The following is a 26,433-nucleotide window of genomic DNA, read 5'->3' on the forward strand; positions in this document are numbered from 1 at the left end:
TCACCCAGTCCGGGTGGCGGAATTGGTAGACGCGCTGGCTTGAGGTGCCAGTGCCCGTTAAGGGCGTGTGGGTTCAATTCCCATCTCGGACACGGAGATTTCTTTCGGGAGATCAACGAGGACTGGTTGAGACAGTTCACAAGGCCGGATCCCATGGATCCGGCCTTGTCTCGTTATCGCTGTATATTCTCAAGATTGTGTCTTTTTCGCGATGTTTTTTTCGGGGGCGATTTAGGACAGGATGTCCTTGGTCACGAACCGGCTGTAGGCCAACGCGCCGAACACGGCCAGGTAGCCCACCTGCACGATGGCGTTTTGGCCGAACGAGCCCAGGTCGAGGGGCTGACGGAGCAGGTCGGCGAAGCCGAGCCAATAATGGCTGAACAGCCACGGATGCAGCCAGGACAGCTGCGGAATGACATCGAGGATCTGGGCGACAACCGAGACCACGATCGTCGCCGCCATGGCGCCCACGGGAACGTCGGTGAGCGTGGAGATGAACAGCCCGATCATCGCCAGGCCCAGCAGCGAGACGGTGACATAGGCGGCCACCAACAGCGATCGCAGCAGTGATTCGGCCACGCTGATGGTGTCGCCAGACAACAGGGTGACCGGGCCGACCGGGAACAGGGCGGCTCCGATGAGCGCTCCGGAGAGGGTGAGCGTCAACGTCGCCACGAGGCAAAACAATGCCGCACCGGCGTACTTCACCAGCAGCAGCCGCACCCGACCGGCCGGCGCCACCAAGAGGTAGCGCAGGGTGCCGAGGCCGGCCTCTCCGGCGATCGTGTCTCCGGCGACCACGCCCACGGTGAGGGGCAGAAACAGGGGTATGGCGACGACCATAGCGGTGAAGCCTACGAACAGGCCGTTCTGAGTCACCCGATCGAGAAAGGGCGGCCCCTCCCCCGGGTTCAGCGTCGACGACGACAACCGCACCGCGACGGCGAGCAGGACCGGGATCAGTGCAACGGCGACGAGCATGGCCCAGGTGCGACGACGACGAAACAGCACGGCAATTTCGGATCCGAGCAGGTCCCAGCCGCCCCCGCGGCGGGCGGGGATGGCTGCGCTTTCCGGCGTCAGAACGTCACTGGACGACATCGAAACCCTCCCCGGTCAAGGCGACGAAGCGTTCTTCGAGGCTCGGCTCCTCGATGCTGAAACCACGGATGCGAACCCCACCGGCGACGAGGGCCGTCACGATGGCCTCCGCCTGCCAGTGGGAGCCACGAAGCGGCGCGACCACGTCCGAATCGGCACGGTCATTGGGAGCGGGGGTTGGCTCCAGCCCGAGGTGGGTAAGCACGCGGACCGCACCGGCGGCATCCGGGGTGCGCACGCGCACCCGGGTGTCCCCGACCTGCCGCAGCGCCGCCAGGGTGCCCTGGGCGACGATCCTGCCCGCGCTCATCACGGCGGCGTGGGTGCAAATCTGCTCCACTTCGGCGAGCAGGTGGCTGGACACGAACACGGTCGTTCCCTCCGCCGCCAGGGAACGCACGAGAGTGCGCACCTCTCGGGTGCCCTGCGGATCAAGGCCGTTCGTGGGCTCATCGAGGACCAGCAGCTGCCGTGGGAGCAGCAGTGCGTTGGCGATGCCAAGTCGCTGCTTCATGCCGAGCGAATACGCGTGCACCTTCTTGTCGGCCGCGTGGGAGAGCCCGACCCGTTCGAGGGCGAACTGCACCCGGGCGCCGCGGGTGCTCCGCGGCGCATGTCGGTCGGCGGTATCGAGTCGGCGCAGGTTGGCCGCGCCGGAGAGAAAGGGATAGAAGGCCGGCCCTTCAACGAGGGCGCCGACCCGGGGAAGCACGTCGTGGAGTCGGCCCGGCATGCTGTGGCCCAGCACGGAAATCGTGCCGCTCGTGGCCTGGGTGAGTGCGAGCAGCATGCGAATCGTCGTGGTCTTGCCCGAACCGTTGGGGCCGAGAAAACCGAAGACGGAGCCACGGGGAACCGCGAGGTCTATGTTGTCCACAGCGGTCTGCCTGCCGAACCGTTTGGTCAGACCCCGACTCTCGATGGCAAGGTCCCGCTCCGGGGCAGCGCTGGTCACAGCGTGGTGTAAGTAACTTTGGTGACCAGCATCGCTGGAGAAATCACTCGGCGGCTGCCTGGAGTCGGGCGAGAGGGACCGCGCCGGCTAAGACGCGACCATCACTAGCTAGGAACACCGTGAGAAGGGACGTTGTCAGGGCGCGCCCTCCGGCAACGGACGTCGTCAGCTGGTCGAACATGGGGTTGTCACCCAGTTCGGCCGGTACCGCGGCTGCTGGCACTTCGATGATGCTGGACCAGCCGGTTCCGGTGATGATGGGAACCGCACCCGCCGCTGCACTGTGGTCACCGGGGTGTTTGACCGCACCATTCCCGGCAGCGCTGTCGGACATCTCCGGAACGATTTGTTCCGTCACCGTAGCCCCCGCTGGTGGCACGAAGTCGAACAGTGCAGGATCCGGAACCGCGAAGTCGATGGCGGTGAAACCGACCTGCAGGGCCGGTGTGCTTTGCCCCTCCGCCAGCACGGTCACCTGCAACGGCAGGCCGGTCTCGGCGTCCACCGCGATCGACACGGAGGCGACGAGGGTATCCGTTGCCTGCGGTGTCAGCACCAGCTGGTACACGCTGCGCCCGGCCACTCGGGCGTCGGTGCCGACCGAGACCGTCGTACTCGGTTCGAGATCGTTCAAGAAGCGCTCGGCGAGCTGGGACGGTGTGGACAGGTCGGTGGGCAGCTGCGACTTGAGTTCGCCCAGTTTCGCCTCGGCGGTTGCGGAGACGTCTGGCGGGACGCTTAGGTGGGTCGATTCGTTACTGCTCGAGTCGTACAGCCAGACATCGCTGCCGTTATGAATCACGTCGCGTTCGGCCATGCGGTCCTTGATCTGCACACGCGACTGATTTTCGCCTCCGACGTACACCCGAAAATCGTGCGAACCGCTGAGTAGTTCCAGGGCCGTTGTCAGCGCCCCGGCCGCTGACGCTGTCGACGATTCGGTGGCGGCGCCCCCTCCCATGCCCCCGAGTTCGAGGGACGGAAGCCCCAGATCAGCGGACTGGGTGACCGTTCCGGAGAAGGTGGACATGGCGCTGTCGTTCACGAGCAGCAGCACTTGCTCTGGAGTTCTATCGGGCAGGTCGACGGCAGCGCCGGCTTGGAGCGGCACGGCGATGACGGCGGCGACAACAACGGCCGGCACGATGACGGCGGGGAGCCAGCGGAGAGAATTGTGAGACATGATCAACGACCTCGTGCATTCGGATTCATACCCGGATCGTACGCCCCAAGCATGCCTGAAGGCTGCTCGATCAGCGTATTTACAGGTGCGCGTACGACGGGAGGTCAGACCGATTCGATCGGGGTCGGCGCGTCGTCGGTGATGCCGATGAACTGGCTGCCGATGCCGTCGCACTCGGTGCGGCCAAAACCGGCGGCGGGTGCGGGCAGCTCATCGAAACCGTGGTTGGAGCAACTGATGTAGGTGAACACCGGCCACCATTTCTTCGGGCGGACGGCTTCGGTGTAGCCACAAATCGTGCAGGTGAGCTGCACCCAAACTGGCTTCTTGCCGGTGCGATTGGCGCGCGATTGCACCAGCCAGGCCGGCGGTTCAGCCTCGAGTTTGGCAAGCTGGCCCTCGCTCAGGCGAGAGGGAATGCCGTGGCGAGCCGCCATCTCCAAGGGAATATCCAGGCGCAGTGCTACTTCTCGTCGCGTAATCATCACAGGCAACGATAGGCGCTTGTGCCTACGGGTGCAGCATCCGCTTGTCGTCACCGGCTGATTGCGCGCGGGGCGCTGTGTGGTTTGCGATCCGGCAAGACGGCATGGGTGAGGTGGTCGTCGACCGAACCCGTGCACTGCCGTCGGCGGTCATCGACGGTGCAACACGGCCTCGGCGTGCGATTCAACGAGCTCGAATTAGCGGATGCCTCCGGTGAGATTCCGTTTCGGTTGGACGCCACGACTATTTCGAACGATCTCGAATCGGTCACCCTCAACAAGGACCACGCAGCGAAGCGCGCGCTGGCCTGCTTCGCGCAGCGCAGACCGCAGCCCCGGCTGTGGCGCTCAGTGGGCGATTCCCGCAGCGATTATCGTACGGCTGACCACCTGCACGACGCCGGTTACGGCGTCTCCCCGTGGATGTGCGCCCTCCGACGGAATTCTGGACCGACCGTATCCGGTCGTTGTGATCGCGATCAGATCCACGATGAGGCCGGGGCGACGTTCCTGCGTCATTGGGTCGAAAAGCTGGCGCTGCCCGTCACCAGCTATGTGGTCACGAAGCGGATGCCATTCTGGAGGGTACTGCGCAGCTCGAAGACTTTCTCGAAGCTGCCGCGTTCCATACCAACCAGGCCGTCGCGGAGTACGCCGACCAGACGCGACCGCGGGATGGCGATGATCATTGGGCGGCGGCCGCGTTTTGGCAGTGACACGGCTTCATCGAGCGCCCCGTCCGGCAGGACCACGATGAGGGCGGTGAACCGCACTTTCAGAGCGCGGGTGAGGGAGCGCGCGGCATCTTCAAACTGGTGAATCGGGCGATCCTCTTCGGGCAGCTCGTCGCCGACCAGTTCGCCGCGGCGCAGTTGCATCGGTGATCCCCAGTCCTCGGAGAGCACGCCAAACAGCCCGGCCGGGCCGAGGATTATGTGGTCGAGTTTGTCGGTCTGGCCGCCGGTGTCGATGTCGTGCCAGGCGGTGAATCCGATTCCCAGGTTGGCCACCAGCTGCGCCGTTGCCTCCTCGGCGAGAGCTTTGGCGAGGCAGTGGCGTACGAGTTTGGGGGCGCTGCGAATGAGGGCAGGGGCGTATGGGTCATCGATGACCGTGCCGCGGCCGGCCCATTCCCGCACTAGATCGAGGTATCTCAGCCGCGCCTGGCCGCCAGGGTGGCCGTGCATGCGGGTTTTCAGGCTGGATTTCGTGGCGGGACCGCGGGCGGAGGGGGCGGCGTAGGCATCCGTCGTGGCGGGCTCTGGGGCGTCGAAACGTCGACGATCATAGGCAGCGCGGTTCTCGGGGCTGCCAATGCGCTCCCAGGCGAGCTGTACCGCGTGAAATTTAATCGCGCTCCCGCCGACGTCGGGGTGGGTTTGGCGCAGCAGCAGCCGGTAGGCGCGGCGTAACTCATCGTCGGTCGCGGTCGGGCTCACTCCGAGGACCTCGTAAGGAGTGGATGCGGCCGGGCTATCTTGCATCCTGGGCGGGACCTTTCCGTGTTCGAAGACGATCGCTGAAAAATCGATCGGAAGTCCACATTACCGCGCCATTCTGACACCGCGCCGAGGGCGCCCGGTGCGGTTGATCGGCCTATTCTGTGCCACGATCAGCCCGTGACCCTTCCACTCGCGCCCCTGCACAGGTACAGCACCCGACTAATCGTCATGCTCATCGTCGGAGTCATCGCCGGCGTGGCGGCCGGTGTGCGGGGTGACTGGACCCTCGCGGTGATCCTCGGCTGGGCGGCCGCCTGTGTGACCTACATTGCCTGGGTTTGGATTGCCGTCGGTCGCCAGGATGCAGACAAGACGGCCAGGCACGCCATCCGCGAGGATCCTTCGCGGGGTATCTCGGAATTCCTCATTCTTCTCGCTGGGCTGGCGAGCCTCGGCGCCATCGTCGTGCTGTTATTGGGTACCACTACAACGTCGGGGCCGCAGCGCGGGCTGCTGGCCGGAGTGGCCATCGCCAGCGTTGCGCTGTCCTGGGTTCTGGTGCATACGCTGTTCACCCTGCGCTACGCGTCTTTATATTACAGCGACGCCCCCGGAGGCGTCGATTTCAATCAGACCGAGCCTCCGCAGTACAGCGACTTCGCCTACCTGGCTTTCACGATAGGTATGACCTATCAGGTCTCCGACACGAGTATCCAAAGTCACGCCCTGCGGATGGCGACCCTTCAGCACGCGCTGCTGTCATTTCCGTTCGGATCGGTGATTCTGGCCACGCTGATCAACCTCGTCGCCGGTTTGCTGCACTGATTGCAATGGTTGTCACGGTGCTTGGCCCGGCGCGTGGGCGAGCGGGTTGTGGTTAGTCGCGCAGCAGGTGAAACGGAATCGCCATGGCGATGGCCACGCAGAGGATTCCGCCGATGAAGATCGGGGCCATTAGGGACGTGACCGAGAATGCCAGGCCGAACAGCCAAAAACCGAAGACGAAGATCGCAAACGCGACGACGAAGGCGACAATGTTCATGGGTGGTCCTTTCACGGCAGCGCCCGCGTAATTTCGCCAGTCACTGAGTTGAGCGTACTGATTTTTTGTACTGATTCGAGCGTACCGGTTGGTGCCCGGTGTACTTACCTTCAATCGCGGTTGATCGGCTCGATCAGTTCGGGACCATTTCCGTTCACCGGGGCGACCTCGTGAAAATCAAGCGATTCCACGACCTCCTGCGACGCCGCCACGGCGGCATCCACGAGCGATTGGTCGCCCTCAGTGGCCGGATCCAGCCAGTGATCCCACCATTCTTCCGGCAAAGCTACGGGGGTGCGATCGTGGATCTGCGCGAGCGAACCCCGAGCATCCGTTGTCAAGATGGTGGCGGACAGCACCCAACGTGCCGGGTCGGTCTCGGCGGCTGCCGGGTTCTTCCACCAGGAATACAGGCCCGCGAAAGCCAGCGGCAGGCCATCGTCGGAGTGGACAAAGTAGGGTGTCTTGACGTTTCCTTCGGTGTGCCACTCAAAGTAGCCCGTGGCCGGTATCAGGGCACGCCGCGACCGCACGGATGCCTTGAAGGTTGGTTTCTCGGCGGCGGTTTCGGCGCGGGCGTTGAACGTGGGAAATTTTGATGTCGGTTCTGTCGCGAACGAGGGAATCAGTGACCAGCGCGCCGATTCCAGCCGGCGCACGGCTGGATCGGTCCGAGCGGATTCGAGCACGATGGGGATCTGCTCGGTCGGCCGGATATTCCAGGACGGCTCCGGCAGGTTCTCCCCCTCGTGTTCCACATCGAACATGGCCGCCAGATCGGGCGCTGTATCGGTAATGATGAATCGACCACACATTCCTCCAGAATACCGCGCCCTGCCGGGGCGCCTCGCGGTTGTCGGCTAGCGTCGATGCAATGGACGATCGATATAGTGCAGACGTGCTCTCCCCCGGCTGGCGCGACGCCGGTCGCCGTGTCATTCCAACGCAGGAAGCCACGCGTGATCTGGTCGTGGAAGAGGTCGCGACCGGATTTTGCGGTGCGGTGATGAGTGTCGAAAAGAAGATCGTCACCCTGGAGGATCGGCACGGCAAGCTCAGGCTCTTTCCCCTCGGTTCCGGTTTTCTGATCGACGGCCGTCCGGTGACCCTGGTAGCTCCAACGATGGCCGCCGCCCTCGGCCGGGTACGCACGGCGTCTGGATCGACCGCAATGCCTAACGCTCGGGCCAGGGTCGCTCGTGAGAGCCGCATCTTTGTCGAGGGCCGGCACGACGCCGAGCTGGTGGAAAAGGTCTGGGGCGCCGATTTGCGCATCGAAGGCGTCGTCGTGGAGTACATCGAGGGGGTCGACAACCTCGATCAGATCCTCCGCGAGTTCCGGCCAGAGCCGGGCCGTCGAGTCGGGGTGCTGGTCGACCATCTCGTGCCCGGCTCCAAGGAGAGCCGCATCGCGGAGGCCGTAGCGCGCGGGCCGTTCGCCGCGAATGTACTCGTGGTGGGGCATCCGTTCGTCGATGTGTGGCAGTCGGTCAAGCCGGCACGGGTTGGCCTCCTGGCCTGGCCGGAGGTGCCGCGGAGCATCGAATGGAAACATGGCATCTGCGACGCGCTCGGCTGGCCGCACGAGGAGCAGGCCGATATCGCCAGGGCCTGGCAGCGAATTCTCAGCCGGGTGCGCACTTTTGCCGATCTGGAACCGCAACTTCTAGGGCGCGTGGAACACCTGATGGACTTCGTGACAGCCCAATGACACGCCGTAGCGAGCTTGGGTCTCGAGGTGTCTGGGGGCCCCAACGCGCAGTGGTAGACCGGAAGTTCACCCTAATTTCGCTGTAAACGTAACGCTTTCGTGTCGAAAAGGCTGGGAATTTTGAAACCGTCCAGACTTGTGGGCTAGTGTTGAACTCGAAGTTGTAGTGCTTGCACGTCTTAAACGCACCGACTGTGATTCAACTGGATCGCAGTTTGTGCGCCACATTCCTTTCGGAAGCGGACGACGAATACCGCGACGAACGGTCCCGACAGTCGGGGCCGGTCTAACACTCCTGGAGGAGTTTTACAAATGGCAACAGGTACCGTGAAATGGTTCAACGCTGAAAAGGGCTTCGGCTTTATCGCACCCGACGACGGAAGCGCCGATGTTTTCGCGCACTACTCCGCGATCGCGTCGAATGGCTACAAGTCCCTCGATGAGAACCAGAAGGTCGAGTTCGAGGTAACCCAGGGCCCCAAGGGTCCTCAGGCCGAGAACATCCGCGCCCTCTAAATAGAGCTTGCGAAGAACGCCTCCCGCTAACGCGGGGGGCGTTCTTGTTTTAACCCGGCACCGTAGCCCGTCGTCTGCTCGCGCAGCTGACTGGCAGATCTTCTTGCGCTAGGAATCGTTCGTCCAATCCTGATGGAGGGCCTCCGAGAACTATTTCACCAGGTCTTGCCAGCCGTCGCCGTCGACGTACTCGAAGATGAGGTTAGTCTCGGTGTGGGCGACGGCCGGATGCTCGGCCAGGTGCTCGAGCACGAAGTCCCTCAGGTGGGAGGCATCCGCTGCGGCAACGTGCAGAAGATAGTCGTCGGCTCCGGCAGTGTGGAACAAACCGATCACCCCTGGCCAGTGCGGGGCGGCGTTACGAAAGTCGTCGATCTGCACCCTGGCGTGCTTGGCCAGCCGTACCGAGATGAGAGCCTGCAAGCTGGCGCCGAGCGCGGCCAAGTCTATATTGGCCCGGTAGCCACGAATGTGGCCGAGCTGCTGCAGCCGACGCAGGCGCAAGGACACGGTCGACTCGGCAACACCGATCTCGCTGGCCAGAGCAGCCCCCGAAGCCCTGGCATTGACCGACAGGGCGCGCAGCAGAGCGCGATCAACGCGGTCAAGTTCCGGCTTCTTCGATTCCATTCAGAGACTCCCTTGTTATCAAGGAGTTTATGCGATGCGAAGAAGAGTTTCGCAAGGGTCTGCAGGGAGCCTTGCACGAACGCACAGAATCTGCTTCTGTGAGGATATGCTGCCATCGAAGCCACATTTTGAAACCCTTGCCGTGCATGCCGGAATGGACGGCCTCACCGAGGCGGGGGTTCACGTTCCGGGTATCGACTTATCGACCACAAACCCGCTGCGCGGCGTGGAGACGGGTGGTGAGTCCTACGAAAACCTGGCAACCGGCGGCAGTCCGGAACCCGGAGACTCGGCGGTCTATCAGCGGTTGTGGCAGCCAGGAGTCGCCCGGTTCGAAAGTGCCCTCGCGGCGTTGGAACGGGCGGATGGCACCGTGGCGTTCGCCACCGGAATGGCCGCCCTCACCGCGACGCTGATCGCGACGGTCACCGCCGGCAAACCCCATATTGTGGCGCTCCGCCCCCTCTACGGCGGAACCGATCATGTTCTGGCCAGTGGGCTGCTCGGCACGACGGTCACCTGGACAGATCTGGCCGGCGTGGCTGCGGCCATCCGTTCAAACACTGGCCTGGTCGTCTTGGAGACGCCGGCTAACCCGACTCTCGAGCTCACCGATATTCGCGCGGTCGTGGCGGCCGTTGGCGATGTTCCGGTGTTGGTCGACAATACCTTCGCGACCCCGGTGCTGCAGCGCCCGATCGAGTCGGGGGCCACCCTGGTTCTGCACAGCGCGACCAAATTCCTCGGTGGGCACGGCGACGCCATGGGCGGAACCGTCTCGGGACCACAGGAGTGGATGGTGCGCTTGCGGAAGGTGCGCGCGCTCACCGGTGGCTTACTGCAGCCGTTCAACGCCTACCTGCTGCATCGCGGGCTGCGCACCCTGCCGATTCGGGTACGCGCCCAGCAGGACACAGCGGGTGTGATCGCTGCCCGGCTCAACGAACATCCTGCGCTGACCCGTGTGCTTTACCCCGGCTTGCCGGGCCAGGACCTGCAGGGGCTGATCGGCCGACAGAGCGCCGGTGCCGGCTCCCTGATCGCGCTGGACCTCGGCTCTTATGCCGGCGCAGTGCGCTTCACCGAGGCGCTGAAGCTGATCACACACGCCGTGTCGCTCGGCGGTGTCGACTCTCTCGTTCAGCATCCGGCGTCTCTGACCCACCGGCCGGTAGCGGCGGAGGCGCGGCCCGGCGCCGGCATCGTGCGCCTGTCGATCGGGCTCGAACACGTCGACGATCTCCTCGACGACATTCTCAACGCGCTGCTGGTCGCCCACGTGCCTGTGGGCGTCGGGACCGACGCCAGGTCGGCACCCCTGCGGAGCTAGCTGCGGCCGAGGCGTCGCCGCAGCAGGTCGATGCGCATTTGCAGCTGGGTCACGCTGGCCTGGGCGACGGCTGGCCCGCCACAGATCCGACGCATCTCGGCGTGGATCATGCCATGCGGCTCGTTGGCCAGCTTCGACCACATGCCCACAAGGCTTGACAGCAGGGTGCGCTGTTCCTTGAGCGTGCGGTACAGCGGCGGCGGCTCGAGCGGGGCGATGTCGCCGGTGACCGGATCTTTACGCTTGTCGGTCGACCGCTTGGACTGACGGGACTGGCGTTGACGGAGCAACTCTGACACCTGCTCCGGTTCGAGCAGACCCGGGATACCGATGAAGTCGAATTCCTCATCGGTGCCGGGTTCGGCGAGCTCTCCGAATTCATCACCGTCGAACATGACCATGTCGAAGGTCGCCTGTGAGTCGAGGGCTTGCCAGGTGAAATCATCCAGGCCAAGGTCATCGGACGCTTTGTCGTCCTTGTTCGCTGCGGCGACCATGGCATCTTCGGGGTTGTACATGCCATCGTCGCCGTCTTCACGGTTGCTGCGATCGAGGGCGTGGTCACGTTCCAGTTCGAGCGCGTTGGCCAGGCTGAGCAGCCCGGGAACGTTCGGCAGAAAAATGGATGCCGTCTCGCCGCGACGGCGGGCACGCACGAAGCGGCCGATGGCCTGAGCAAAGTAGAGCGGCGTGGCCGCACTGGTCGCGTAGACGCCGACAGCGAGGCGCGGTACATCGACGCCCTCCGACACCATCCGCACGGCAACCATCCACCGCCGGGTGTTCTTGGAGAACTCGTCGATCCGGTCGCTGGCTTCTTTCTCGTCGGAGAGCACGATCGTGACGGGTTCACCGCAGATGTCCTCGAGGATGACCGCGTAGGCGCGTGCGGTGGTCTGGTCGGTGGCGATGACGAGGCCACCGGCATCCGGAATACCATGCCGTACCTCGGTCAGGCGCGAATTCGCGGCGCGCAGCACCGAGGGAATCCACTGCCCGCTGGGCTCGAGAGCGGTGCGCCAGGCCTGGCTCGTGATGTCTTTGGTGTTGCCCTCGCCGAGTTTGGCTTCCATCTCGTCGCCGGCGCGGGTGCGCCATTTCATGTGCCCGGCGTAGACCATGAACATGACCGGGCGCACCACGCCGTCGGCGAGGGCCCGGCCGTATCCGTAGGCGTAATCGCTCTGCGACATGCGGATGCCGTGCTTGTCGGGCAGGTAGCTGACGAACGGAATCGGCGACGTGTCTGACCGGAACGGGGTACCGGTCAGTGACAGCCTGCGTGTGGCCGGGCCGAACGCCTCGCGGATCGCATCGCCCCAGCTCAGGGCGTCTCCCCCATGATGGATCTCATCGAGAATGACCAGGGTGCGACTCGACTCGGTGAGCTGCTTATGCAGGGCGGCGCGCGCTGCAACCTGGGCGTACGTGACGACAACCCCGTGATAATGGCTGCCGTAACTGCGGTCGGCGTTCTTGAACATAGGGTCGAGACGGATGCCCGCGCGCGCCGCGGCATCCGCCCACTGGTTCTTGAGATGCTCGGTCGGGGCGACGACGGTGATGCGGTCGATCGTTCGCCGGGACCGGAGTTCGGCCGCCAGGCGCAGGGCGAACGTGGTCTTGCCGGCACCGGGCGTGGCCGCGGCGAGGAAGTCGCGTGGTTCGTGCACGAAGTAGGCTTCGAGCGCTTCGGCCTGCCAGGCCCGCAGCTTGCCGGCGGTGCCCCAGGCCGCGCGTTCGGGGAAGGACGGCGAGAGGTGTTCGGCTGCACTCGTTCCCTGCGCGGGACCGAAAACCGATGGAGTATTCACTTCTGCCAAATCTACCAAAGGCCGCCGACCTTCGCGTGCGCACCCAGGTTCGACGAGCGTCAGGATGTTCAGACAGACTGGTCTGATGACGAAGCAACAGCATCCATGGTCACGCTACGTCGCACTCGGTGATTCGTTCACCGAGGGCATCGGCGATCCCGAAGGGCAGAGCCCCGGCGGGCACCGAGGCTGGGCTGACCGGGTCGCCGAGATTCTGAGCGACGGCACCGATGATTTCGCCTACGCCAACCTCGCCGTGCGCGGAAAACTCATCAGGCAGATTGCCGACGAACAGATCGAGCCGGCCCTGGCTCTGCGCCCCGACCTGATCACCATCTCGGCCGGTGGCAATGACGTGATTCGACCGGGAACCGACCCGGATTTCATTGCGGCGCGCTGTGACGAAGCGATCTCGCGGCTGAGTCGGGACGGTGCGACGGTCGTTCTGTTCACCGGCGCCGATGTGGGCTTCTCCCCTGTTTTTCGCAGCATCCGCGGCAAGGTCGCGATCTACAACGAGAATTTGCGGGCGATCGCCACGAAATACGACTGCATCGTGGCCGACATGTGGCAGCTGACTGAGATCCAGGACCCGCGCATGTGGGCGCCCGACCGGCTGCACCTGAACGCGCTCGGTCACCACACGGTGGCTCGCATGGTGCTGCAGACCCTGAACGTGAAGAATTCCCTTGAGCCGAGTGCACCAGAGCCGATGCCGGGCACCAGCTGGCGTCAGGCGCGCACCGAAGACTTCGCCTGGGCGCGCGAGTATCTGGTGCCGTGGGTGCTGCGCCGGGTGAGGCACCAGTCTTCCGGCGACCACGTGCTGCCCAAGCGACCGGAGGCAGGCCCGTTCACCCTGCCGCCGGTCTGACCCGAGTTCTCGCGGTCGGGGCCCGGGCCCGGGCCCGGGGCCCAGTTTATAAGCTGGGCCCGTGGACGGGGCCCGGGCCCCGGTCAGGTCAGGTCAGGTCAGATCAGGCTCGAAAACGTGCGATCGGATTCACGAGGGTTCCGGCGAGCTGCAGCGATGCTGACGGGTCGGTCAGATCGAGCATCTGCTTGTTGTTGCGCAGCTGCAGGCGATTGAGGCAGGACAGCGGGAACTCCGCGGCGAACAGGTCGTGCCGGGCGAATTCGGCGGCCAGCTCTGGCGCCCCGCTCTGGTAATCGGTGATCGTCTCAGCGACGAGGGCCCAGAAGTCGTCCTCGGGCAGCACCGCGCCGGCGCTGCCGGTGTCGTCGGCGAGGATGTCCGCAAGGAACCGAAAGAAGCAGTCGAACACATCGGTGAAGATGGTCAGTACGTGTTCCTCGGTGGGTACCTTCACCCGGATGCGGCGTACCTGCTCTGGCAGGGGCATCCGCTCGCCGAGCACCACGATCTCTTCGGCAATGTCCTTCATCAGGATGCGCACCGGGATACCGTTTTCGAGCACGAGGATGACGTTTTCGCCGTGTGGCATGTATGCGAGCTCATAGGCGTACAGGCAGTGCACGAGCGGCACGAGGTAGGCGCGCAGGTAGCGGCGAATCCAGTCGGCTGCGTCAAGACCGGACTGAGTGATCAGCGCGGCGACCAGCGGCCGACCGGCCTGGTCACGGTGCAACAGGCTCGCCATCGTGGCTACGCGTTCGCTGGGGGCGAGCTGGCGAACCGGACTCTCCCGCCACAGCGCGGACAGCATCTTCTGGTACGGCGACCCGGCCGGGGCGGCTGCCTCGTAGTACCGGTTGTGGTAGCCGACCGCTGCCACCTCGCGCAGAATCCCGAACCGCGACTGCTGCAGCTGCGGGTCGTTCTGCACAAGGTCATGAAGCCAATCGTTGATGGCGGGCGTGTGCTCCATGTACTGCGGCGACAACCCGCGCATGAAGCCCATGTTCAATACCGACAACGCGGTTTTGACGAAGCAGCGCTCGGGTGCGTCACGGTTGAAGAAGGTACGAATCGACTGCTGGGCCTGGTAACGGTCGAGACCGGCGCCGAGGTAGACCACGTCCTGCCGGGCGATATCGGCGGCGAGGGTAACGGTGAGCTTGTTCTCCCACTGCCAGGGGTGCACCGGCATGAACAGGTAGTCGGCGGCGTCGAGCCCGAGCGATTCGAGGCGGGCGCTGAACAAGACGAGAGTCTGCGAACCGAGTTCCTGCCGCAGATGCCCGTCGTAGCTGAGATGGCTGCTCGCGCTGAACACGGCATTGCGGGAGGTGACGGCCAGCCAGGCGAGGTGCACCGGCGCGCCGGTTTCCGGGGCATAGGCGAGGTAGTCGCCGAGCCCGAAGCCGAGGCGGCCGTTGTTGGCAACGAAGCAGGGATGTCCCTCGGTCATCGACCGTTCCATCCGCTGGCCGAACGTCGCCGCTTCAACGGTCGGGTCGACGAGTTCCGCCGCGGTCGGTGCGGGCTGATCGAGCTTGTAGGCGCCGCCGGCCAGCGTGCTGCTGATCTCCTCGAGGTACATCGGCAGTACCTCGTCGGAGATGCCCAGGGTGCCCCGAAACTCGAGAATAAACTCGAGGGCGTCGAGCGGCAGATCGACACCGGCTCGCAGACGACGGATGCCCTCGCCTCGGATGCCCCAATGATCAAGCGCGCGCTGGGTTGCCCCGAACCGATATTCGGTGCGGCCGTCGTCGCTGGTCAGGGAGAATTCGCCGCCGACGGCCGTCGGAGTAAGCAGTCGTTCGTGGGAGAACTCGGCGATGGCCTTACCCACCAGATGCCGGGTAGCCGCTTGCCACCGAGCGGGAGTCAGGTAGCCGGGTGTGGGGTGGGCGCGGGCGGCATCGAAGCCGGCGCGAGTGCAGAAGCTGAGCCAGGCATCCTTGTCGGCAAGGTGGATGACCGCGGCCTTACGAAACCCGGTCGCCGCGTTCAGGATGTGGATCTTCTCGTTGCGCACGTCGGGTTCGACGACAATTCGTTCGGTCTGCGGATCGGCGAAGAGGTACGCGAGCACGGCGGTCATGGCCGAGCGGCTGAAGCCGGGTACCGGCACCGATGTGGGGGCGACCAGCAGGTGCATTCCCACGTCTCCCGGCGCCGGTTCGTAATGGCTCCCAACCGCGTCAGTGCTGGGGTCGTAGCGTTCCATCAGGAACGACGGCGTGTCGCCCCGGAAGCCGAGGAGGGCCGTGTGGCCGACGCCGAGCGACGCGTAGGCGCTGGCGACCTCGTCAACGCTGCTCTCCTGCATTCCCCAATACCGGGCACGGTCCTGGACCATCCAACCGTGCAGCAGAACGGCATCGGCCTGCGGGTCGACGGGGCGAAGGGTAAATGTCATCGGATGGCTCCTGAATGCTCGGGAGCTGGCGCCCCAAAGTGTTGAAAGGCGATGCGGGATTCGACGGGGTAGTACTCCCAGCCGAGCATGTCGCGGATGATGCAGGAATTGCGGTACGCACCCATCCCGAGGTCGGGGGCGACCAGTCCGTGGGTGTGCAATTCGGCGTTTTGCACGTAAATCGCGCCCGGAAGTGCGGATGCCGCCGGCAATGTGCCGGTCGTGGTGCGCGCGTCGATGCGGTAGTCGGCGTCGGCTTGGAGCCGGCCACGGTCGTCGCGGCTGATCTGCAGGTCGTCGAGAAAGGCGGGTTCGACGGCGCTGTAACCGGTGGCAAGCACGAGGCCCTCCGTGAGCAGGGTGAAGTCCTGCTCCTGCTCCTGCTGGGTGAATCGCAGGCTGTAGTGGAGGCCGTCCCACTCCGCGCCGGTCAGGGCCGAGTTGGTGAGCAACGTGGTGTTGACCGGACCGCCGAGACTTTTCAGGTAGAGCAGGTCGTAGATATCGTTGATGAGGTCTTCGTTGATGCCCTTGTACAGATTTTTCTGGTCGGCGATGAGATCGTCACGGGTGGCCGCTGGCAGGGCCTGGAAATAGCCGGTGTACTCGGGCGACGTCATCTCGAGCGTGAGCTTGGCGTATTCGAGTGGGAAGAACCGCCCGGAGCGGGTCACCCAGGTCAGGTGGTAGTCGTGCGCATCGGCCTCCTGCAGGAGCTCGTAGTAGATCTCAGCGGCGCTCTGGCCGCCGCCGACAATGGTTATGTTGCGCATCCGCTGAAGGTCGGCCTTGTGCGAGACGTATTGGGCGTTATGGAACACCGGGCCAGGCAGTCCGGCGCAGCTCGCCGGTACGGACGGAGTCGTGCCGGTTCCGACAACGAGGCGGCGCGCGCGCACGAGTGCTCCCCCGGCCAGCCGCACCTGGTAATGGCCGGTCGAGTCGTCGAGGATGACCTTGTCGACGAAACTGTCAAAGCGCACGTTCGGCAGTTGCTCGGCAACCCACTGGCAGTACTGGTTGTATTCGGCACGCAGCGGGTTGAAATTCTCCCGAATATAGAACGGGTAGATCCGTCCCGCTTCCTTGAGGTAATTCAAGAAGGAGTACGACGAGGTGGGGTCGGCGAGGGTGACGAGGTCGGCCAGGAAGGGGACCTGCAGGGTGCTGGTCTCAAGCATCATTCCGGGGTGCCAGTCGAAGCGAGCGGAGCATTCCAGGAACAGCCCGTTGAGCTCGCTGATCGGGGCCGAGAGGGCGGCGAGCCCCAGGTTGAACGGGCCCAACCCGATGCCGATGAAGTCATAAACCATGCCGGTATCGCCGGGAAGAGCGGCGGTTGCGGAGGAGTCAGACATGTGCCTGCTCCAGTTCTGCCACCAGAAAGCGGGTGCCGTGGTGGCGGATGAGCCCGAGTACGTGCTCGAGATCAGCCAAAGTGGTCTCGGCGTTGAGCAGCGTGAACTTGAGGTAGTGGCGTCCGGCCACCGTGGTTCCGGCGACCACGGCCTCGCCGGAACCGAACAGGGCACTGCGCACGTGCTGGTTGAGCTTGTCGATGAGATCCTCACGGCCGTCCGCAGCGACCGCCGCCGGTCGGTAACGGAAGACCAGCGTGCTGAGGGCCGGCGCCACAACCACCTCAAAGTCGGGGTCGCGATCGAGCACCAGGTAGGTGCGCTGCGCCAGATCGATCACAGCGTCGAGCAGAGCACCGATCCCGTCAGCCCCCATGGTGCGCAGCGTCAGCCAGAGTTTGAGTGCGTCGAAGCGCCGCGTCGTCTGGATGCTCTTGTCCACCTGGTTGGGCACCACCATCGAGGCGGTGCGCGGGTTGAGGTAGTCGGCATGGTGGGTGACATGACCGAGCATGGCACCGTCGCGCACAATCAAGGCGCTGGAACTGACCGGCTGAAAAAAGGTCTTGTGATAGTCGACGGTTACAGAGTCGGCGTGTTCGATGCCGTTCAGGCGCGAGCGGTTCCGGCTGGAAGTGAGCAGTCCGCCCCCGTAGGCGGCATCGACGTGCATCCACGCGCCACTGGCGCTGCAGATCCCGCTGATTTCCGAGAGCGGATCGATGCTTCCGAAGTCGGTCGTGCCGGCGGTCGCGACGACGGCCATCGGCACGAGGCCTGCCTCGACGCACTCGGCGATGGCGACAGCGAGAGCGTCGACGTCCATGCGCTTGGCGGCATCCGTCTGCACGGCCACGACGGCGTCGAAGCCGAGGCCGAGGGTAGACGCTGCGGTACGGATACTGAAGTGGCTCACCTGCGAGGTAAAGATGCGCAGCCGCGCCAGCACGTCGGGAAGACGCAGTTCGTTCGGCAGGGCTTCCCGCCGCATCTGGTCGAAGACCCGGTTGCGGGCCACGAGCAGTGCCTGCAGGTTCGATTGGCTTCCGCCGCTGGTGAAGACTCCGTCAGCGCGGGGGCCGAGGCCGAGACGGCCGGCGGTCCAGTCGACCAGGTGACGTTCCATCAGGGTCGCCCCGATGCTCTGGTCCCAGGTGTCCATCGAGGAGTTCACGGCGGTGAGCAACGCTTCGCCGACCAGCGCGGGGATGACGACGGGGCAGTTCAGATGGGCGACGTACCTGACGTCGTGAAAGTACACGGCGTCGCGCAGGTAAAGACGCTCGACCTCAGCGAGGGCCGCAGCGCCGGTTGGCAGCGGCTGGTCGAGGTCGACTGCGGCGACCTCGATGCGCAGCTCGGCCGGGGTGATCCCTGTGAACGGCGCGTCGACGCCCGCAACCTGTTTTGACACGGCGCTGAGGCCCCGGCCGAGTTCTTCTTCGTAGCGGGCCAGGTTTTGGCCGTTGAACAATTGGTTTGCGGCCGCGCGGGTGGCCGCAGCACGGGCGGCGTTCGTGGTCGGCTCTTCAAGCAGCTTGGGCACAGAAATCTCCTCCTGTTGAACGCGGCAAGAAACACCAGCGCGAGTAACTTAGGACAGCCTTACCTTAGTTACCCACTTTGAGGGACGTCAAATCGCCGTGTCATCCACGGTCACCCAGTTCCGGCTATCCCCGTCAGCATCGGCGCGCCTGCCACTGGCACCGGTCATGCCATCAGGGACGGTTCGGTCAGCCCGCCGCGAGTTCGCCAGGGTGGCCCATACGCCAGGCCGGGCCGGGATCGGTCAGGGTGCGTTGCAGCTTGAGCGGCACGGTCACCGTCGTCGGCGTTCCGCTGCCGATCGTGAACGACACTTCCCCCACCTCATCGCCCGCTCGGCCGAGCTGCACGTCAGCGGCCGCCGCGGCACCCGTGATCGGTGAGTCAGACCAGACCAGAACGGATGCCGCCCGCTCCGCGACGATGTCGCTCACGTCGCCCCACTCGGTCGTGTACCTGCCGAACACGGCTCCGGCTTCAGCGAGCGTAACCTCGTGGAACCCGGGTTGCACGCTCGTGATGAGCGCCGAAATCGCAGAATTGACCTCGGAGTGCGTCTCTCCGCCGAGCACCACACCGACGAGGGTAACCGTGTCGGTTCCGACCGTGAAGTCGGTCGAGAACAACAGACAGGCACCGGCAACATCCGTGGTTCCCGTCTTGATGCCGTCGACGCCCTCACGGCCGAGAAGCTTGTTGGTGTTGGTGATGGTGCCGATGACGGGCAAGACCGCCGAGGGGAGGGCCACGATCTCTGCGAGGGCCGGATGGTCGACGACGAGCTTGCCGATCTCCACGAGGTCGGCTGGGCTGCTCACGCTCGACGAGGAGATGCCGCTGGTGTCGGCGACGCTGGTCTGAGCCAGGGAATTGCCAGCCAGCCAGACTTTCGCCGCTGCCAGATAGTTATCAACGGATCCGTACGCCCACACCGCGAGGGAGGCAGCATAGTTGTTGGCCGACGGCAGTAGCATCGCCTCGAAGGCCTGCCGCTGGGTGAGCACCATTCCAGAGACAACAGGAGCCACCGAACCGTTCTCAGCAACCACGTCGTAGTAAATATCCACGTCGGCGTCGGTGAACGTGATGTCGGGCCCGGCTTCCCCGGCGCCGAGCGGCTTCGCATCGAGGATGACCAGGGCGGTGACCATCTTGGTGATACTCGCAATCGGAACGGTGTCCTGCACGCCGCTCGAAGCCAGAACGCCGGGAAAGCCGACCGCACCGATGGCGCTCGCACCGAAGGAAGGCCAGGTCGGTGCGGCTACCGGCTGGCTGAGGTCTGCGGGCTGCACGATGGCCGCGGCGCTCGCGGGTACCGGAGCCAGATTGGTGGCACCGATATATCCGACGCCGCCCAGCATCAGGAGCACCATGCTGAAGACGGCCACTCGCCGCCGTTGGAGGACTACGCGCCGGGAGGGAGACATCCGTTCAGCCTAACTTCTTCGCGTCGTGCTTCAGGCCGGCCCGAGTGTACGAACGACTGCGCAGGGCGTAGAGTGCGACGGCGCTCGCGGATGCGACATTGAGCGAATCCACACCGTGCAGCATCGGAATCGTCACGACCGTATCGGCGGCAGCGAGGGCGTGCTGACTGAGCCCGTCGCCTTCGGCTCCGAGGATGATCGCGAGGCGCTCGGGTGATGCCTCGGCGAACACGTCCAGCGACACAGCGTCATCGGAAAGCGCCAGGGCGGCCAGATGAAATCCGGCCGCGTGCAAGAGCGGGGTGGCCACGCTCCACTCCGGCAGGCGTGTCCACGGAACCTGCAGCACGGTGCCCATACTCACGCGCACGCTACGCCGGTAGAGCGGGTCCGCGCAGCGGGGGGTGATCAGCACAGCGTCGGCACCGAGCCCGGCAACGGAGCGAAAGATCGCACCGACATTGGTGTGGTCCACGATGTCTTCCAGGATCACAATGCGATGGGCATCTTTCAGCAGCGCCTCGACCGGCTCAAGCGCCGGCCGGTGCATGGCGGCGAGCGCCCCACGGTGCAGGTTGTAGCCGGTCAGCTGTTCGAGAACGCTCGCAGTACCGACGTAGACCGGCACGTCCGGCCAGTCCGAAAGCAGTCGCTCGGCGTCGGGCATCCACTGTTCCTGAATGAGCAGGGAGCGGGGTCGGTGCCCGGCGTTCAGTGCCCGGGCAATGACCTTCGGCGACTCGGCGATGTACAGGCCGCCAGCCGGTTCCAGAACTCGACGGAGGGCGACATCGGTCAACCGCGAATAATCGGCGAGACCCGCACTGGACAGGTCGGTAATGCGGGTGATCTGCACGAATAAGTGCCTTTCGAGATGAGTGTTTGGCCCCAAGCCTGACAGGTGGGTAGTCAAACAGGAAAACAGACGAGTTTAGAATCAAGGAACGAGCATTTGCTCTTGTTCGCCCTGGCCCGAAAGGAGCGCCGATGACTGCCGACTCGGCCCAGCCCAGCGACACGGTACTCGTCGACGCGCTCGAACCGGCCGACGCTCCCGATACCGCCTCCGCGCTCGCCTCGGCGCTGGCCCTCGATTCCGAGCGCGCAGTGGATGCCGTCGCCACGTTGCTGCGCGGCAAACGTACCGCGGTGCTCACGGGAGCCGGCCTCAGTACCGATTCAGGAATTCCGGACTATCGCGGTGAGGGTGCGCCGACGCGCACCCCGATGACCTTCCAGACCTTCGTCGCCGACGAACGGTCCCGTAAACGATACTGGGCCGGCAGCCACTTGGGCTGGAGGGTGTTCCGCCTGGCCGAACCCAACCTGGGACACCGGTCCCTCGTACGGCTGGAAAGCGCCGGCGCCATCGCCGGAGTCATCACCCAAAACGTCGACGGCCTGCACACCCGCGCCGGGTCACGTCACGTGGTCGAGTTACACGGCTCGCTCGATCGGGTCATCTGTCTGGCCTGCGGTCAGGCTTTCGGGCGTGACAGCATCGCCGCCCGGCTCGAAAGCGACAACCCGGTGCTTCGAGACCCGGAGAGCATCCGTATCGCCCCCGACGGCGATGCCGATGTGGGAAATATAGATGACTTCGTCGTTCCGGACTGCACCGTCTGCGGCGGCATGCTCAAGCCCAACGTCGTGTTCTTCGGCGAACTCGTTCCCACAGAAACGTTTCTTGAGGCATCCGCTTTGATTCAGGGTGCCGACGCACTCATCGTGGCCGGGTCGTCGCTGGCCGTGAATTCCGGAATCCGTCTGGTGGAACAGGCTCGTCGACGCAAGCTGCCCATCATCGTCATCAACCGCGGCGTGACCAAGGGCGATGGGCGCGCGTTGCACAAGCTCGAGGCTGGCACCTCCGAAACCCTCGCTGCCCTGGCTGCCCGGCTGCTAGGCTGACCGCCCTTGTCCACCGACCCAATCACCAAGGCAGGGGGTGAACCAGTGATGACATCGTTTTCCATCGTGCGTCATGGCCAGACCGACTGGAACCTGCACCATCGTATCCAGGGCAGCACAGACATACCTCTCAACGCCACTGGGAGAGACGAGGCCGCCGCCGCCGCCCTTCGTCTTGCGGGACGCCGCTGGGATGCCATCGTGACCAGTCCCCTGGTTCGCGCGGCAGAATCTGCCCGGATCATCGCTGCCGAGCTCGGTCTGAACGACCCTCAGATTGTTGCCGCGCTCACCGAACGCCACCATGGCGCCATTGAGGGGCTCACGTTCACTGAGCGTCAGCTTCGCTTTCCCGACGGTGTGTCTGTTCCCGGGCTGGAAACCCGGCGAGATGTCGTTGATCGGGTGCTCATGGCCCTCGCGGCGCTCGCCGACGGGCGAGCGGGCCAGCGCGTGCTCGTGCTCAGCCACGGCGGCATCATCGGCACGCTGCTGCGCCATGTCACCGCGGGCGACCGACCGAGACACGGTGAATTCATCGCCAACGGTTCCGTGCACGACTTTCGGTGGGAAAACAATCAACTGCTGTTGACGCATTTCGATGCAACGACTCGGTCGCCTGGCGATCGCGGCGAGGCCGCCGTCTCTCCGGTACTCTGACTCCGCTCGTACCTCGAAGGTTCACGCAGCAGGTTGGCTGAGTCCGGCCGCGAACACCACTGCCTAGCGGCGCGCTGGAGCGGTGAATCGTGAATGCATCAAGCAGTCGGCGTGTCTACGCGGTCGGAGAGGTGCCCTTGAGCACCCCGAGCAGGGTGCTGGCCGAGGCCGCCCAGGTGAACCGGGCTGCTTGGTCGATCGACCGGGCCGAACGGGCAGCCCACTCCCCCGGAGCTGCCAGTTGGCACACCGCGGTAACGAGCGCGTCCGCACTACGCGGCTCGAAGTACAGGGCGGCGTCACCGCCGATCTCACGAAAGATCGGAATGTCGCTGACGACGACCGGAATTCCGAGGCTCATCGCCTCGACCAGGGGAATTCCAAAGCCTTCATCGAGCGAGGCGGTCACGAGCGCGGTCGCCGAGCGCAACAGACGGTGATATTGCTCATCGCTGACCCCGTCGTGGAAGACGAGACGAGCCTGCGGCGCCAGCCGGCCCAGCCGGGCCCGTTCGGTCGACGTCACCCGACTGAGCAGGTGCAGTTCGTATTCGGGCAGGTCGGCCAGAGCCCGAACAAGCGTGTCGAGGTTCTTGTACGGCATGAAGGAACCCATATAGATCAGCCGCGTAGTTTGCGGAATACTCCGGTGACCGGGCAGACCAGGCGCGGGGTCGGCGGCGTTTGGGACCACGGTGACCGGACGCCGGGTGAGACGGTGCTGCCCGATCAGTAAACGCGTGGTCTCGGATACCGTCACGATGCCGTCGGCGCCGTTCAGCAGCATCCGCTGCGGCCACCACGACAGGTGGTAAGCCCGCCACAGCAGCCGGATGAACGGGGAGAGATCGCGCGGCGGTGTGCGATTGCGGTAGTAGATCAGGTCGTGCACGGTTAGGAATAACCGGTACTTGCGACCCCAGGATCCCATCGTCTGCATCGGGCTGAAGACGACGTCGGGTTTCAACCGGTTGACCGACAGTGCAACGAGCGGTTCCAGCAGGCTGGTCGGTGCGCGCACCAACTGCCAGGGCAGAGCCGGAAGCAACTTCAGCTGGCGATGATCACTGATCAGCATGATGAGCGGATGCAGACGGCCGAGTTCGGCGACCAGCCCCACCGTATAGCGGCTGATGCCATCGTGCTGATCGAAGCGCACATAGCGGCAGTCGACGACAATCTTCACAGTGGGCGCTCCTCCGCCAGGAAGTCCCGGATGAAGGCCGCGGCGGGTTTTGGCTTTTCGTAATGGATGAGATGGCCGACATTCCGAATGACCCGCAACGTCGCGTTCGAAAACAACGTGCACAAGCGATACTGGGCGGCGAGGGGGGTGATGTCATCTTTGTCAGCGGCAATCAGTAGCGTGGGCTGCCGAATCTGTGCAGCGAACTCGCTCACGTCGTGGCTGACCGAGGCGGTGAAGGCGGCCAACACGACCCGACGATCGGCGAAGCCACTGAAGTACCGGTCGTGCTGATTATGAATCCAGCGCCGCAGGGGCGCATCGCGAGTCTTGGCCATGCTCACGCTCATGACGCGCACGATGGCACGGTTCTGCAGCAGCGCATAACCCCAGCGCTCCGGCAACGCCGCAGCGGCCCAATAATAGAAAACCGCCAGGCGGGTCAGCACACCGCGCGGCCCGGACAGTGCCGGCGCGGCGATCGGATTAACCAGGATGACGTCGTCAACTGGCAGTCCGTCAGCGACGGCCGCAGCGACCACGATCGAGCCGAAGGAATGGCCCAACACCGCAACTCGACCGGACGGGGCCAGCAGGCGAAAAAATTCCTGAAGCCAGCCGGCGTAGGCCGAGAGGGAATGGGTGCCGTCGCAGAACGGAGCTGACTGGCCGAATCCTGGCAGGTCAGGTGCCACGATGCGCAGGTCGGGTGGAAACGTATCGTCGCCGAGCAGCTCGGCCACGACCAGCTGCAGGCCGTGGTGATCGCCTCGAAAACCGTGCACCAGTACGAGGGTGGTGGACGCACCGGGGTCGCCGTACTCCCAGTACCGCGTGTCACTACACCGGCGTTCGGTGCCGGGAACGGATGCGGTGAGCTCGCGCACCGGGAGGCTCTGCAAGAGCCTGTCGTAGGGAGAAGAAACGATCATCGGCCCTAGTTTAGGCGCGAGACTTGCGCAAGGCTGGACGCGCACCGGGGTGGTCGATCTAGACTCAAGCCACCATCTGCATCGAAAGAGCCCTTTTGCGGGGACGGAAGGACTGCCGTGAGCTTCACCGCACCCATTCAGCTGCCCGGATTGGCCCTCGATCCGCGGTGGTATCGCCGCGCCGTCTTCTATGAGGTCATGGTTCGATCATTTGTGGACAGCAATGCCGACGGCTCCGGCGACCTGTCCGGCCTGGTGTCGAAACTCGACTACCTGCAGTGGCTCGGCATCGACGCCCTGTGGATTCCGCCGTTCTTCAACTCTCCGCTCAAGGACGGAGGCTACGACGTTGCCGATTACCGCACGATCCTGCCCGAATTTGGCACTTTGGAGGAGTTCAAGGACCTCGTCACTAAAGCGCACGAGCGGAATATGCGCATCGTGATCGATTTTCCGCTGAATCACACCTCGGACCAGCACGAATGGTTCCAGCAGTCCCGAGAAGACCCCGACGGCCCCTACGGAGATTTTTACGTCTGGAGCGACACCGACGAGCGTTATCCCAATATTCGCATTATCTTCACCGACACCGAAGAATCGAACTGGGCTTTCGATCCGGTGCGTCGACAGTTCTTCTTTCACCGATTCTTCTCACACCAGCCCGACCTCAACTTCGAGAACCCTGCCGTCCAGGAAGCTATCTTCGATGTCGTGCGCTTCTGGCTGGACCTCGGCGTCGACGGTTTTCGGCTGGACGCGATTCCCTATCTGTTCGAATCCGACGAGGGCAACGGCGAGGGCGAGCCGCCGACGCACGAGTTCGTCAAGCGGCTGCGCGCCATGGTGGATCGGGACTACCCGGGACGGGTCATGATCGCCGAAGCCAACCAGTGGCCGCGCGAAGTCGCCGCGTTCTTCGGCACCGAAGACGAACCGGAATGCCACATGGCGTTCGATTTTCCCGTGATGCCGCGCATCTTCTATTCGCTGCGCTCCCAGCAAGCCAACGAATTGGTGCGGGTGCTTTCCGAGACGACCGATATTCCCGACGGCGCCGGCTGGGGCGTGTTCCTGCGCAACCACGACGAGCTCACCCTGGAGATGGTCAGCGAGGAATATCGGCAGGCCATGTATGGCTGGTACGCCTACGACCCACGGATGCGCGCCAATATCGGCATTCGCAGGCGGCTGGCCCCGTTGCTCGACAATTCCCGGGCAGAGTTGGAGCTCGCCCACGCCCTGCTGTTTGCTCTGCCGGGCAGCCCCTTCCTCTATTACGGCGATGAGATCGGTATGGGCGACAACATCTGGCTGCCAGACCGGGACAGCTCCCGCACCCCCATGCAGTGGACACCCGACCGCAATGCTGGGTTCTCCGATGCCGACCCCGGCAAGCTGTTCCTGCCCATCGTGCAATCGCTGGTCTACAATTTCACGCAGACAAACGTGGAATCCCAGCTGGCCCAGTCCGGTTCGCTCCTGCACTGGATCCGTAACGTGATCCACGTGCGCAAGGCTCACCCCACCTTCGGGCTCGGGACGATCCGGGTGCTCAAGACCAACCACGAATCGGTGCTCGTGTTCACGCGCAGCTACGCCGGTTCTGGTTCCACGTTCGGCGATCAGCCGGAAACCGTGATGTGCGTCTTCAGCTTTTCGCACAACCCGGTCGCGTTCACCATCGACGATGTGGACATGGCAGGGACCCGGCTCTACGATCTGTTCGGCGGCGCCGTCTTTCCCAGTTTCAACGAGGAGGGTTCGCTGACGCTCACGCTCGGGGCACAAAGTTTCTACTGGTTACACTGCGGCTGACCTGGGAAGATCGCCCGAGGTCAGCCAGGACCGCTGGCTAAAAAAATACTCATCTTTTTCTTCATTACGCCCGTTCGCCGACGTATTCTTGGTC

General features: G+C 64.4%; 25 protein-coding genes and 1 tRNA gene. 9 read left to right on the forward strand and 17 right to left on the reverse strand.

The genetic code is table 11. From position 1 onward, the window contains the following. Positions 1-7 precede the first annotated feature (7 nt). A tRNA-Leu gene (locus QMK31_RS01165) sits at positions 8-92 on the forward strand. A 139-nt stretch (positions 93-231) separates the two neighbouring features. Here QMK31_RS01165 and QMK31_RS01170 read toward each other — a convergent pair. From QMK31_RS01170 to QMK31_RS01195, 6 genes are all read right to left on the reverse strand, one after another. Further along, positions 232-1,104, reverse strand: a complete 873-nt coding sequence (locus QMK31_RS01170) for an ABC transporter permease (protein ID WP_283499128.1) — start codon at positions 1,102-1,104, stop codon at positions 232-234. Continuing rightward, on the reverse strand, positions 1,091-2,059 hold the full coding sequence (locus QMK31_RS01175; RefSeq protein ID WP_283499129.1) for an ABC transporter ATP-binding protein: 969 nt from the start codon (positions 2,057-2,059) through the stop codon (positions 1,091-1,093). The genes QMK31_RS01170 and QMK31_RS01175 overlap by 14 nt, the downstream gene beginning before the upstream one ends. 43 nt (positions 2,060-2,102) lie before the next feature. Then, positions 2,103-3,242, reverse strand: a complete 1,140-nt coding sequence (locus QMK31_RS01180) for a LolA family protein (RefSeq protein WP_283499130.1) — start codon at positions 3,240-3,242, stop codon at positions 2,103-2,105. Positions 3,243-3,346: 104 nt separating this feature from the next. Continuing rightward, positions 3,347-3,727: a hypothetical protein gene (locus QMK31_RS01185; RefSeq protein ID WP_283499131.1), complete on the reverse strand. Its 381-nt coding sequence runs from the start codon at positions 3,725-3,727 to the stop codon at positions 3,347-3,349. Positions 3,728-4,075: 348 nt separating this feature from the next. Next, positions 4,076-4,246: a hypothetical protein gene (locus tag QMK31_RS01190; protein ID WP_283499132.1), complete on the reverse strand. Its 171-nt coding sequence runs from the start codon at positions 4,244-4,246 to the stop codon at positions 4,076-4,078. Positions 4,247-4,278: 32 nt separating this feature from the next. Further along, the gene (locus tag QMK31_RS01195; protein WP_283499133.1) at positions 4,279-5,211 is read right to left on the reverse strand and encodes a J domain-containing protein; all 933 of its coding nucleotides are present in this window, start codon (positions 5,209-5,211) and stop codon (positions 4,279-4,281) included. Positions 5,212-5,346: 135 nt separating this feature from the next. Between QMK31_RS01195 and QMK31_RS01200 the strand changes: the two genes are divergently transcribed. Beyond that, the gene (locus QMK31_RS01200; RefSeq protein ID WP_283499134.1) at positions 5,347-5,994 is read left to right on the forward strand and encodes a DUF1345 domain-containing protein; all 648 of its coding nucleotides are present in this window, start codon (positions 5,347-5,349) and stop codon (positions 5,992-5,994) included. Positions 5,995-6,046: 52 nt separating this feature from the next. On the opposite strand, the gene QMK31_RS01205 is transcribed toward QMK31_RS01200, so the two are convergent. Then, positions 6,047-6,211: a hypothetical protein gene (locus QMK31_RS01205; protein ID WP_283499135.1), complete on the reverse strand. Its 165-nt coding sequence runs from the start codon at positions 6,209-6,211 to the stop codon at positions 6,047-6,049. A gap of 110 nt (positions 6,212-6,321) precedes the next feature. Beyond that, a complete protein-coding gene (locus tag QMK31_RS01210) occupies positions 6,322-7,026 on the reverse strand; it encodes an SOS response-associated peptidase (protein WP_283499136.1) in 705 nt (234 codons plus the stop codon). 59 nt (positions 7,027-7,085) lie between these two features. Here QMK31_RS01210 and QMK31_RS01215 point away from each other — a divergent pair, with 59 nt between their 5' ends. Together QMK31_RS01215 and cspE are read left to right on the forward strand one after the other, a co-directional pair. Further along, positions 7,086-7,922, forward strand: a complete 837-nt coding sequence (locus tag QMK31_RS01215; RefSeq protein WP_283499137.1) for a DUF3097 domain-containing protein — start codon at positions 7,086-7,088, stop codon at positions 7,920-7,922. A gap of 312 nt (positions 7,923-8,234) precedes the next feature. Then, positions 8,235-8,438, forward strand: coding sequence for a transcription antiterminator/RNA stability regulator CspE (gene cspE / locus QMK31_RS01220; protein ID WP_035840308.1), 204 nt, complete (start codon positions 8,235-8,237; stop codon positions 8,436-8,438). 150 nt (positions 8,439-8,588) lie between these two features. On the opposite strand, the gene QMK31_RS01225 is transcribed toward cspE, so the two are convergent. After that, a complete protein-coding gene (locus tag QMK31_RS01225) occupies positions 8,589-9,068 on the reverse strand; it encodes an Lrp/AsnC family transcriptional regulator (protein WP_092107921.1) in 480 nt (159 codons plus the stop codon). Positions 9,069-9,174: 106 nt separating this feature from the next. On the opposite strand from QMK31_RS01225, the gene QMK31_RS01230 reads away from it, so the two are divergent. Next, the gene (locus tag QMK31_RS01230; protein WP_283499138.1) at positions 9,175-10,398 is read left to right on the forward strand and encodes a trans-sulfuration enzyme family protein; all 1,224 of its coding nucleotides are present in this window, start codon (positions 9,175-9,177) and stop codon (positions 10,396-10,398) included. On the opposite strand, the gene QMK31_RS01235 is transcribed toward QMK31_RS01230, so the two are convergent. Continuing rightward, complete coding sequence (locus tag QMK31_RS01235) at positions 10,395-12,212, reverse strand: DEAD/DEAH box helicase (RefSeq protein WP_283499139.1); 1,818 nt, start codon at positions 12,210-12,212, stop codon at positions 10,395-10,397. The two genes, QMK31_RS01230 and QMK31_RS01235, sit on opposite strands and share 4 nt — an antisense overlap. 85 nt (positions 12,213-12,297) lie before the next feature. Here QMK31_RS01235 and QMK31_RS01240 point away from each other — a divergent pair, with 85 nt between their 5' ends. After that, complete coding sequence (locus tag QMK31_RS01240; RefSeq protein ID WP_283499140.1) at positions 12,298-13,086, forward strand: SGNH/GDSL hydrolase family protein; 789 nt, start codon at positions 12,298-12,300, stop codon at positions 13,084-13,086. A gap of 103 nt (positions 13,087-13,189) precedes the next feature. Here QMK31_RS01240 and QMK31_RS01245 read toward each other — a convergent pair whose 3' ends face one another. The 5 genes from QMK31_RS01245 to QMK31_RS01270 form a co-directional block, all read right to left on the reverse strand. After that, the gene (locus QMK31_RS01245; RefSeq protein WP_349361537.1) at positions 13,190-15,502 is read right to left on the reverse strand and encodes a GNAT family N-acetyltransferase; all 2,313 of its coding nucleotides are present in this window, start codon (positions 15,500-15,502) and stop codon (positions 13,190-13,192) included. Continuing rightward, a complete protein-coding gene (locus tag QMK31_RS01255; RefSeq protein ID WP_283499141.1) occupies positions 15,499-16,860 on the reverse strand; it encodes a lysine N(6)-hydroxylase/L-ornithine N(5)-oxygenase family protein in 1,362 nt (453 codons plus the stop codon). The genes QMK31_RS01245 and QMK31_RS01255 overlap by 4 nt, the downstream gene beginning before the upstream one ends. Continuing rightward, the gene (locus tag QMK31_RS01260; protein WP_283499143.1) at positions 16,853-18,406 is read right to left on the reverse strand and encodes a pyridoxal phosphate-dependent decarboxylase family protein; all 1,554 of its coding nucleotides are present in this window, start codon (positions 18,404-18,406) and stop codon (positions 16,853-16,855) included. The genes QMK31_RS01255 and QMK31_RS01260 overlap by 8 nt, the downstream gene beginning before the upstream one ends. Before the next feature lie 187 nt (positions 18,407-18,593). Continuing rightward, the gene (locus QMK31_RS01265) at positions 18,594-19,835 is read right to left on the reverse strand and encodes a D-alanyl-D-alanine carboxypeptidase family protein (protein ID WP_283499144.1); all 1,242 of its coding nucleotides are present in this window, start codon (positions 19,833-19,835) and stop codon (positions 18,594-18,596) included. A 4-nt stretch (positions 19,836-19,839) separates the two neighbouring features. Beyond that, positions 19,840-20,691 (reverse strand): TrmH family RNA methyltransferase, encoded by an 852-nt coding sequence (locus QMK31_RS01270; protein ID WP_283499145.1) that lies wholly within the window; start codon positions 20,689-20,691, stop codon positions 19,840-19,842. A 131-nt stretch (positions 20,692-20,822) separates the two neighbouring features. Here QMK31_RS01270 and QMK31_RS01275 point away from each other — a divergent pair, with 131 nt between their 5' ends. Next, entirely contained in the window at positions 20,823-21,746 is a 924-nt protein-coding gene (locus tag QMK31_RS01275; RefSeq protein ID WP_283499146.1) for a Sir2 family NAD-dependent protein deacetylase, read from the forward strand. A gap of 48 nt (positions 21,747-21,794) precedes the next feature. Next, on the forward strand, positions 21,795-22,406 hold the full coding sequence (locus QMK31_RS01280; protein WP_283499147.1) for a histidine phosphatase family protein: 612 nt from the start codon (positions 21,795-21,797) through the stop codon (positions 22,404-22,406). Positions 22,407-22,521: 115 nt separating this feature from the next. On the opposite strand, the gene QMK31_RS01285 is transcribed toward QMK31_RS01280, so the two are convergent. Both QMK31_RS01285 and QMK31_RS01290 read right to left on the reverse strand, forming a co-directional pair. After that, positions 22,522-23,592 (reverse strand): glycosyltransferase family 4 protein, encoded by a 1,071-nt coding sequence (locus QMK31_RS01285; protein ID WP_283499148.1) that lies wholly within the window; start codon positions 23,590-23,592, stop codon positions 22,522-22,524. Next, positions 23,589-24,524: an alpha/beta fold hydrolase gene (locus QMK31_RS01290; protein WP_283499149.1), complete on the reverse strand. Its 936-nt coding sequence runs from the start codon at positions 24,522-24,524 to the stop codon at positions 23,589-23,591. Before QMK31_RS01290 ends, QMK31_RS01285 begins: the two co-directional genes overlap by 4 nt. A 117-nt stretch (positions 24,525-24,641) precedes the next feature. Here QMK31_RS01290 and treS point away from each other — a divergent pair, with 117 nt between their 5' ends. Then, positions 24,642-26,339: a maltose alpha-D-glucosyltransferase gene (gene treS, locus QMK31_RS01295; RefSeq protein ID WP_283499150.1), complete on the forward strand. Its 1,698-nt coding sequence runs from the start codon at positions 24,642-24,644 to the stop codon at positions 26,337-26,339. Positions 26,340-26,433 lie beyond the last annotated feature (94 nt).

Source organism: Cryobacterium sp. PH31-O1 (assembly GCF_030063455.1).
In the GTDB taxonomy this organism is placed as follows: Bacteria; Actinomycetota; Actinomycetes; order Actinomycetales; family Microbacteriaceae; genus Cryobacterium.

Coding starts and splice junctions, on each gene's coding strand:
- QMK31_RS01215 (WP_283499137.1), top strand. CDS start 7,086: ATGGACGATCGATATAGTGCAGACGTGCTCTCCCCCGGCTGGCGCGAC.
- QMK31_RS01255 (WP_283499141.1), bottom strand. CDS start 16,860: ATGTCTGACTCCTCCGCAACCGCCGCTCTTCCCGGCGATACCGGCATG.
- QMK31_RS01280 (WP_283499147.1), top strand. CDS start 21,795: ATGACATCGTTTTCCATCGTGCGTCATGGCCAGACCGACTGGAACCTG.
- cspE (WP_035840308.1), top strand. CDS start 8,235: ATGGCAACAGGTACCGTGAAATGGTTCAACGCTGAAAAGGGCTTCGGC.
- QMK31_RS01265 (WP_283499144.1), bottom strand. CDS start 19,835: ATGTCTCCCTCCCGGCGCGTAGTCCTCCAACGGCGGCGAGTGGCCGTC.
- QMK31_RS01185 (WP_283499131.1), bottom strand. CDS start 3,727: ATGATTACGCGACGAGAAGTAGCACTGCGCCTGGATATTCCCTTGGAG.
- QMK31_RS01195 (WP_283499133.1), bottom strand. CDS start 5,211: ATGCAAGATAGCCCGGCCGCATCCACTCCTTACGAGGTCCTCGGAGTG.
- QMK31_RS01210 (WP_283499136.1), bottom strand. CDS start 7,026: ATGTGTGGTCGATTCATCATTACCGATACAGCGCCCGATCTGGCGGCC.
- QMK31_RS01205 (WP_283499135.1), bottom strand. CDS start 6,211: ATGAACATTGTCGCCTTCGTCGTCGCGTTTGCGATCTTCGTCTTCGGT.
- QMK31_RS01230 (WP_283499138.1), top strand. CDS start 9,175: ATGCTGCCATCGAAGCCACATTTTGAAACCCTTGCCGTGCATGCCGGA.
- QMK31_RS01290 (WP_283499149.1), bottom strand. CDS start 24,524: ATGATCGTTTCTTCTCCCTACGACAGGCTCTTGCAGAGCCTCCCGGTG.
- QMK31_RS01240 (WP_283499140.1), top strand. CDS start 12,298: ATGACGAAGCAACAGCATCCATGGTCACGCTACGTCGCACTCGGTGAT.
- QMK31_RS01180 (WP_283499130.1), bottom strand. CDS start 3,242: ATGTCTCACAATTCTCTCCGCTGGCTCCCCGCCGTCATCGTGCCGGCC.
- QMK31_RS01275 (WP_283499146.1), top strand. CDS start 20,823: ATGACTGCCGACTCGGCCCAGCCCAGCGACACGGTACTCGTCGACGCG.
- QMK31_RS01245 (WP_349361537.1), bottom strand. CDS start 15,502: ATGACATTTACCCTTCGCCCCGTCGACCCGCAGGCCGATGCCGTTCTG.
- QMK31_RS01170 (WP_283499128.1), bottom strand. CDS start 1,104: ATGTCGTCCAGTGACGTTCTGACGCCGGAAAGCGCAGCCATCCCCGCC.
- QMK31_RS01190 (WP_283499132.1), bottom strand. CDS start 4,246: ATGACGCAGGAACGTCGCCCCGGCCTCATCGTGGATCTGATCGCGATC.
- QMK31_RS01225 (WP_092107921.1), bottom strand. CDS start 9,068: ATGGAATCGAAGAAGCCGGAACTTGACCGCGTTGATCGCGCTCTGCTG.